Below are 6,889 nucleotides of genomic sequence, written 5' to 3'. Positions count from 1 at the left end.
GGCGGCGAGGAGGCCTCGGGCTCGCCCGCCGGGGGCTCCGCGGGCTTGCCGGGATCGGGGTCCTCGGGGCGTGAGCCAGGGCTCTCGGAGGGCACCTCGCCGTGGGCGTGGGCGATGTTGGCGGTGTCCTGTTCCAGGGCCGCCTCGCCCACGGTGCACTCGAAGGTCAGCACGGCCGCGCGCCCGCCCCACAGGTCGCCGACCGTGACGGCTATGGTGCGGCTCGCCCGGTCGTAGGCGGCGTCGGACACCTCGATGGGCTCGCCGCCGTCCAGGGCCAGGCGGATGGTGTCGGCCACGGGCTCGATGCCCGCCGGCAGCGGGTCGGACACGGCGGCGCCCATGAGGCAGCTGCCGGCGGCGCCGGCGTTCGAGAGCTCGATGGTGTAGCGCAGGCGGTCCCCCAGGTGCGTCACCTTGGCGCCCGGCGCGGTCAGGTTCTCCACGCTCTTGGACACCCGGACGTCGGGGTCGTCGGGGTTCGGGCGCGTGCCCGTGGAGGAGGCCACATTGCCCAGGTCGACGGCCGCCGGGTCGGCGAAGTCGAGCTCCCCGCGCACGGTGCACTCGAAGGACACGGTCGCCGAGGAGCCCCCGGCCACGTCCCCGACGGGCGCCGCGAGCACGGGCCGCCCGCCCGCGCCGGGGGCCGACAGCGAGAACCTCCCCACGTCGCCCGCGGCCACCGACGGCGCCTTCGAGAGCGCGCGGTCGGCGACGCCGGCGCGCGGGTTGTCGAGCCGCACCGAGCGCTCGTCCAGGGCGAGGCACGCCGGCAGCGGGTCGGTCACCACCACGTCCGTCCACAGCGACCCCTTGGCCCCGTTCGATGCCTCGATCGTGTAGCGGATGCGGTCGCCGGGCTGCGTCGGCCCGTTCGGGTGCGTGAGGTTCTCAGCCCTCTTGGCGAGCTTCGGCACAGGCGCGATGGCCGGGTCCGGCGCCACCTGCACCGGCGCCCAGGGGGCCTTCGAGTCCCCGGAGGGCTCCTCGCTGGCCAGGTAGTTCGCCGGCGCGCCCGTGGCCTGCTGGGCGGCGTCCGGCGGCAGGAAGCGGACCGACACCCGGTGCTCGCCCGCGCCCGCGGCCGCCGCGTCGAGCCCCGCGGCGGCCGCCGTCATCGAAAGCGACACGCGCGTGCGGTGGCCCGCGGCGTCGTCTCCCTCCCGCGCGGCGTTGGCGGGCAGCACGGTGCCGTCGGGCAGCGTCGCGTCCTCGAAGCGCAGCTCAACCGGGTCTCCCACGGGCTTCCCGTCCACGTACAGCTGCACGCGGCCCTCGGGCGAGGCGCAGGTGGGCTCGGTCAGGTTCGACCCGTCGGCCGCCGGCGGGGCCCCGTCCACGGTGGCGCCCCGCTCGATCACGGCCTCCACGGCCAGCGCCCGGTCGGCGCCCTCCCCGGCGCCCCACGAGGCCTTCACGTCTGCCACCCTCGAGGGGATGGCCCATATCTCGCACCACCCGAAGGCGCGGTGTCCCCAGTAGTTCTCCTTGAAGCCCTCGGTGGTGGAGTACTGCCGCGAGATCATGGTGAACTTCATGATCCCGACGTCGCTGGGCATCTTGTTGCCCGTGGACACCTCGCCGGACACGGCGTTTCCGCCCACGGCGTCGAAGCGCTGGTACTTGTAGTCGCAGGCCAGGGGGTCGTTCAGCACGCGGTCGGGGTCCTTCGGCGGGGCGATGGGCCTGGCCTTCAGGTCGTAGGCCTCGAGGGGCATCCCGTCGTAGTACTTCTTCAGGCCGGCGAGGTAGGACGGGTCCAGCTCGAACTCCTCGTAGCGCTTCAGCTTCGTGCGGTTCGGGTCCTCCGGGTCGGCGGGGCTCGCGGGGTCGCGGAACAGGGTGTCCGGCTCCACACGCGTCCCGTCCTCCCTCTCGTAGCCCAGGTCGATGGAGATCACCTTGTCCTTGGCCGACGCGGGCAGCCAGAGGTACAGCTTGCCCTCGTGGAACTGCGCGGGAGCGCCGTAGCCCTGCGGCACCCCGTCGATGCTCAGGCCCCATTTGTCTATGGTCTCGTTGCCGACCCCGTCCGAGCCGAGGTCGACGGTGATCATGAACACCTTGTCCTCTTCTCGGTACTCGCCTTCGCTGCCGTAGGCTGTGCCGCCGAACCCCTCGAAGTTGTCGGTGCCCTCGGTGCGCACCGATCCGCCGCTGATGACAACGCGCCCTTCGGTGCCTGCGGAAAAATCAGGGCGAGACCCCTCGGTGCCTGGGAGTAGGGTTCCGCCGGTAACTTTAACGAGATTGCCCTTGTTGGAGCCCCCGCCGCAGCCGGTTCCGAAGCCACTAGTGCAGTAGCCTCCGATTGAGGTGATGCAGCCGCCGTTGATGGTGATGTCCCCTGCGTTCGGCGCCCCCCACGTGCGAGAGCAGATGGCATCCGGTGTGGCATATGGGCTTGGGTCTGTCGTCAGCCAGCAGCCAGCCCCGGTGCCAGCCCCGTGGTATCCGCCATGAACTTCAATGGTGCCAGAGTTGTACGTGATAACTTCGTCGGACCCTTCTCCGCCCGCGCCGCCGCCAATGCCGGCCCCTGTGTCGGTGTTCTTGGTGCCATAGTAGGCCCGCGCGAGAATGGCTCCACCATTTATGGTGATGCGTCCGCCTGTTTCTGCCATTCCGCCGCCGATGGCCGACGCGCCGTAGCCTCCCTCAACCGTGAGCGATCCGGGCTCCTCGCTGTCCAGAGTGGTGTGCACCTCCCCTTTTTTGAGGTGTTTGCCTCCGATAAGTGTCGTCTCGTGATTGATGATACCGCCAACGGGCACCACTTCATTGCCGGCGGAATCGATATTGCGAGTTTCATCGTCGATGGTCAGGTTCGCCCCTTCTCCGCATCTGATGCCCGGTCGGTAGTTTTCATGGGAGGAAAGGGAATTGTCAGACCTGTCGCTTACGACCAGATACAGCTCTGTCCGAGTCTGCAGCTGCGTGCTGTCGGATGCCTTGGATCCGTTCTCGGTGGAGGTGCAGTCGGTGATGATGTTGAGCGGAATGGTGTGGGAGACATGCACGCCGTTCAAGGTGATGTCGGCGTGCACGCCGGGGTTCACCTGGATGCCCGTGGCGCCCGGCGCGTCCTTGCCGTGGCCGGCGGCATCCGAGAAGACGAGGGGCGCGGAGGTGAGCACCTCCACGACGTCCGACGTGCCGTAATCGGCCCCGTTGTACTGCACGGCGCCGGGCGTGTACGTGAAGTCCACGCCGTAGGCCCCGCCCTTCACGCGCAGGTCACCGCAGGTGACCCACCCCTGCGCGTCGGGGGAGGGATCGGCCGAGGCCGCGGCGGAGAGGGGCAGCCCCGCCTCGGCGAGGGCGCGCGCCACGGGGTCGGGGGTGCTGCCGGGCGCTACGTCGGGAGCGCCCGGCCGGGGAGCGGTGTCGGATTTTTCGAAAGAGGGAGAAGCGGAGCCCGCGGCATCGGTGGCTTGCGGGCGGCTGTCGGGCGGATCGCCTTCGGCCGGGGTGGTCTCGCCGGGGTCGGTAGCGTCGGCTACGGCCTCAGAAAACTCGATGGGGGGGGGTCTCCGTGATTTGGCCCTCCGGCTCGGCGAAGGCCGCCGCGGGCATCATCCCGCAGGCGAGCGCGGCCGCCAGGCCGAGGCGCAGAAGCGACCCCCGTCGCTTCTCTCTCATGTCGGATCTCCTTCTCTCGGGCGCCCTTTTGGCGCCAGGTCTGCCCGAATATACCCCTTCGCCCCGCTTTCCGCAACCCTGAGCGGCGCGGTCGGGGTAGGGGAGACGCCGTAAAGTTGAGAGGGGTGCCCCTAAAAGCTTTACACCGAGCAGCTAGGCGGGAGAAAGGTTTTGGGGAAAGAGCGGGCCAGATGCCGACGGACCTATTCTTCATACGTATACGTAATATTTTGGCTGATTCTTAAATATCTTACGTATACGTATGATACTATAGACGATACGGAACGGATTACCTATACGTAAGAAACGAGGCGTCATGGACATAAGCCGCGATCAGATCATAGCCCAGGGGGTGCGCGTGACGGAGGGGGCTGCGCTGGGGGCGGCGCTCAGGAGCCGCCGCAAGAGGCTCGGCTACACCCAGGAAGATCTTGCGGACATGCTGGGCTTCAGCCCGCGGCTGGTGGGGGAGATCGAGCGCGGCCGCGGTACGGTGGGGATCGACAAGGTGCTCGCCTTCGCGACGGCCCTGGGCGTCGACGTCGTCGCGTTCGAGAGGTGAGTGCCATGAAAGACACCGAACTCGTGGTCTACCGCGAGTACTTCGGCCGCTTCGAGGAAGTCGGCCGGGTGGCGCCCGCGGGCGGCGGAATAGGGTTCGCGTATTCCGAGAGCTATCTCCAGAGCCGTACGGCGCAGTCGATCTCCCAGGCGCTTCCCCTGCGTTCCGGGGCGTTCCCCGCCAGGGAGACCGAGTCGTTCTTCAACGGCATCCTGCCCGAGGGGAGCATGCGGCGCAGCTTGGGTCGCGCCTTTCACGCCGATATCGACGACGTGGGCGCCTTCATGGCCCGCCTGAACGACGAGTCCGCCGGGGCCCTGGTGTTCGGCAAGGGGGAGGAGCCCCTTCTGGAGGGCCGCAGCTATGCACCCGTGGGGGAGGAGGACCTCGTGCGCTTCGCCGCGCGCCCCGGGGAGTTCGCCCCGCGGGCCGCCAGCCGATCGAGGTTGTCGCTGGCGGGGGCGCAGATGAAGATCGGCCTCTTCTTCGACACCTCGTCCGGATTCTGGTTCTACCCGCAGGGAGCGGCTCCGTCCAGCCATATCGTGAAGGCGTGCGACGGCAGTTTCCCCGACCAGACGGTCAACGAGGCCATCTGCATGAGGACGGCCGCTGCGCTGGGGTTCGATGTGGCATCATGCCGCCTGATTCCCGTTGCGGGCCAGGAGCCCTTGCTTGCCGTGGAGCGGTTCGACCGCATCGACGTGGGCGATGCGTTTTTGCACCGCTTGCACCAGGAGGACTTCCTTCAGGCCTTGCCGGACTATTTCGACAAATACGAGCCCACGGACGGGAGCTATGCGAACCACTGTGCCTGGGTCGTGAACGAGGGAAGTCGCAATCCGTTCGGGGACAAGAGGCTGCTGTTCTCGCGCCTGCTTCTGGACTGGGCGATGGGGAACGCCGACAACCATCTGAAGAACCACTCGATGCTGTGGAGCGAGGACTGGTCGTCGCGGGAGTTGTCGCCGCTGTACGACCTCACGTGCACGACGATATACCCCGAGCTCGATCGGGAGATGGGGGTGTCGTTCGGTGGCTCGCGCCGCATCGACGATGTGAGGATGGAAGACGTTGCGGCAACTGCCCGGTCGTGCGGCGTCGGCGTCCGCTTTGCCCGTGACGAGCTTGAAGAGCTGATCGAGGTGTTCCCCTCGGTCCTGCGCGAGGCGGCCGGGGCCGTCGCCGAGGAGGGCTTCCCGCGGGCCGCCGAAGTGGGCGGGCGGATTGAGGAAGGCTTTCTGGGGCGACGCGACGCGTTGCGATAGGAGCTGCGAACGAGGAGGGGCCGGCGGCGCGAAGCCGCCGGCCCCTCCTGCATGCCGGGCGGATTTTTGCCTACCGCGGGCTGCGCGCCCTGCGCCGCCGCGACGCGAGCAGGGCCGCGCCGGCGGCCAGGGCGAGGGCCGCTGGCAGGAGCGCCGCTGCCGCCAGGGCGTCGCCGGTCTGGGCCAGCTTATGGGCGATGGTGGTGCGCTCCTTCTCGCGGGGCAGGTCGCCGGGCACCACGCCGCCCAGCCGGTCGACCCCCGGCGGATAGGCGGGCCCGGACGCCACCTCGCCGCGTGAGCGCTCGTAGGCGTCCCACCCCTCCGGCGGGTCGAAGGGCGCGCCCGGCTCGGGCGACTCCCCGTCGGGGTCCCACGCGCTCGGCGGCGTCCCGAGCCCCACGGCCACGTTGCCGATGTCGGCGCCCACGGCGGCCTCCGTCACCAGCGCGTCGAAGGCCAGCGTGACCCGCTGCCCGCCGTAGAGGTGCCCGCAGGCCACGGCCAGGATGCGGGTGGCCGGGTCGTAGGCGGCATCGTCCACGGCGACCTCGCTCCCGTCGGGCAGCGTCAGCCGCAGCGTGCCGGCCACGGGTTCCAGCCCCTCGGGCACGTCGTCGCGGATCACGGCGTCCATCCAACCGGTGCCCACGGCGCCGTTGGCCAGCTCGACGCGGTAGCGCACCGTGTCGCCCACGTGGGTGGTGCCGTCGTCGCGGCTCGTGTTCTCCGCTGTCTTCTCGATGGTCACGTCCCCGCGGTCGGGGTCGTCGGGGACGACGGTCGGGGGAAGGACTGGCGGCGTGGACGTCTCGGGCTCTTCCGACGGCGGCGTTGCGGGCCGGCCGGGCTCGGGGTCGGTCGGTGCGGTGCCGGGATCCTTCGAGGGGACGGACCCGTGGGCGTGGGCGACGTTCCCGTTGTCGGCGCCCGCGGCCTCGGCCCCCACGGTCGCGTCGAAGGTGAGCACGGCGCGCGAGCCGCCCCACATATCGCCGCACGTCACGGCGATGGTGCGGCTCGCGCGGTCGTAGGCCGCGTCGGGCACGGCGACGGGCGCCCCGCCGTCCACAGCCAGGCGCAGCGTGCCGGCCACGGGGTCCAGCCCCACGGGCAGCGGGTCGGACACCACGGCGCCCACGAGGCAACTGTTGGCCGCTCCGGTGTTCGCGAGGGTCACGGTGTAGCGCAGCACATCGCCGATGTGCGTGGTCCCCGCATCGGGCGCGGTGACGTTCTCCACGGTCTTGGTCAGGTCGACAACCGGGTCGGCCGGCACCACGCGGCCGGGGCCGGGCGGCGTGGCCGGGTCGGTGGGGTCGGGGTTCACGGGCAGGGGCTGCCCGGGGTTGTCGGGGTCGGGCATCGGTCTCTCCGGGTCGGCCGGGTCGGGCCGCGTGCCCGTCGCCTGGGC

The 6,889-nt window shown here is 70.2% G+C and carries 4 protein-coding genes and 1 pseudogene; 2 read left to right on the top strand and 3 right to left on the bottom strand.

Translation table 11 applies throughout. The features are described 5' to 3' along the window. Nucleotides 1–3,335 (bottom strand): annotated as a pseudogene (locus F8D48_RS11115) (DUF11 domain-containing protein); the annotation flags it as partial. A gap of 175 nt (nucleotides 3,336–3,510) precedes the next feature. After that, nucleotides 3,511–3,645: a hypothetical protein gene (locus tag F8D48_RS12175; protein WP_257475588.1), complete on the bottom strand. Its 135-nt coding sequence runs from the start codon at nucleotides 3,643–3,645 to the stop codon at nucleotides 3,511–3,513. A 316-nt stretch (nucleotides 3,646–3,961) separates the two neighbouring features. On the opposite strand from F8D48_RS12175, the gene F8D48_RS11110 reads away from it, so the two are divergent. Next, a complete protein-coding gene (locus F8D48_RS11110) occupies nucleotides 3,962–4,207 on the top strand; it encodes a helix-turn-helix domain-containing protein (protein WP_135971432.1) in 246 nt (81 codons plus the stop codon). A 5-nt stretch (nucleotides 4,208–4,212) separates the two neighbouring features. Continuing rightward, nucleotides 4,213–5,475 carry a HipA domain-containing protein gene (locus tag F8D48_RS11105; RefSeq protein WP_151432074.1) on the top strand — a complete coding sequence of 421 codons (1,263 nt, stop codon included), beginning with the start codon at nucleotides 4,213–4,215 and terminating at the stop codon, nucleotides 5,473–5,475. A gap of 70 nt (nucleotides 5,476–5,545) precedes the next feature. On the opposite strand, the gene F8D48_RS11100 is transcribed toward F8D48_RS11105, so the two are convergent. After that, the coding region (locus F8D48_RS11100; protein WP_151432071.1) for a DUF11 domain-containing protein at nucleotides 5,546–6,889 on the bottom strand (1,344 nt) is incomplete at its 5' end.

The organism is Adlercreutzia muris (assembly GCF_008831045.1).
In the GTDB taxonomy this organism is placed as follows: domain Bacteria; phylum Actinomycetota; class Coriobacteriia; order Coriobacteriales; family Eggerthellaceae; genus Adlercreutzia; species Adlercreutzia muris.
The sequence above is the reverse complement of the archived record's forward strand: the minus strand, read 5'-3'. Positions and strand labels throughout refer to the sequence as shown.

Excerpts from the sequence above, each read along its gene's own strand:
- F8D48_RS12175 (WP_257475588.1), bottom strand. The coding sequence starts at position 3,645 with ATGAGAGAGAAGCGACGGGGGTCGCTTCTGCGCCTCGGCCTGGCGGCC.
- F8D48_RS11110 (WP_135971432.1), top strand. The coding sequence starts at position 3,962 with ATGGACATAAGCCGCGATCAGATCATAGCCCAGGGGGTGCGCGTGACG.
- F8D48_RS11105 (WP_151432074.1), top strand. The coding sequence starts at position 4,213 with ATGAAAGACACCGAACTCGTGGTCTACCGCGAGTACTTCGGCCGCTTC.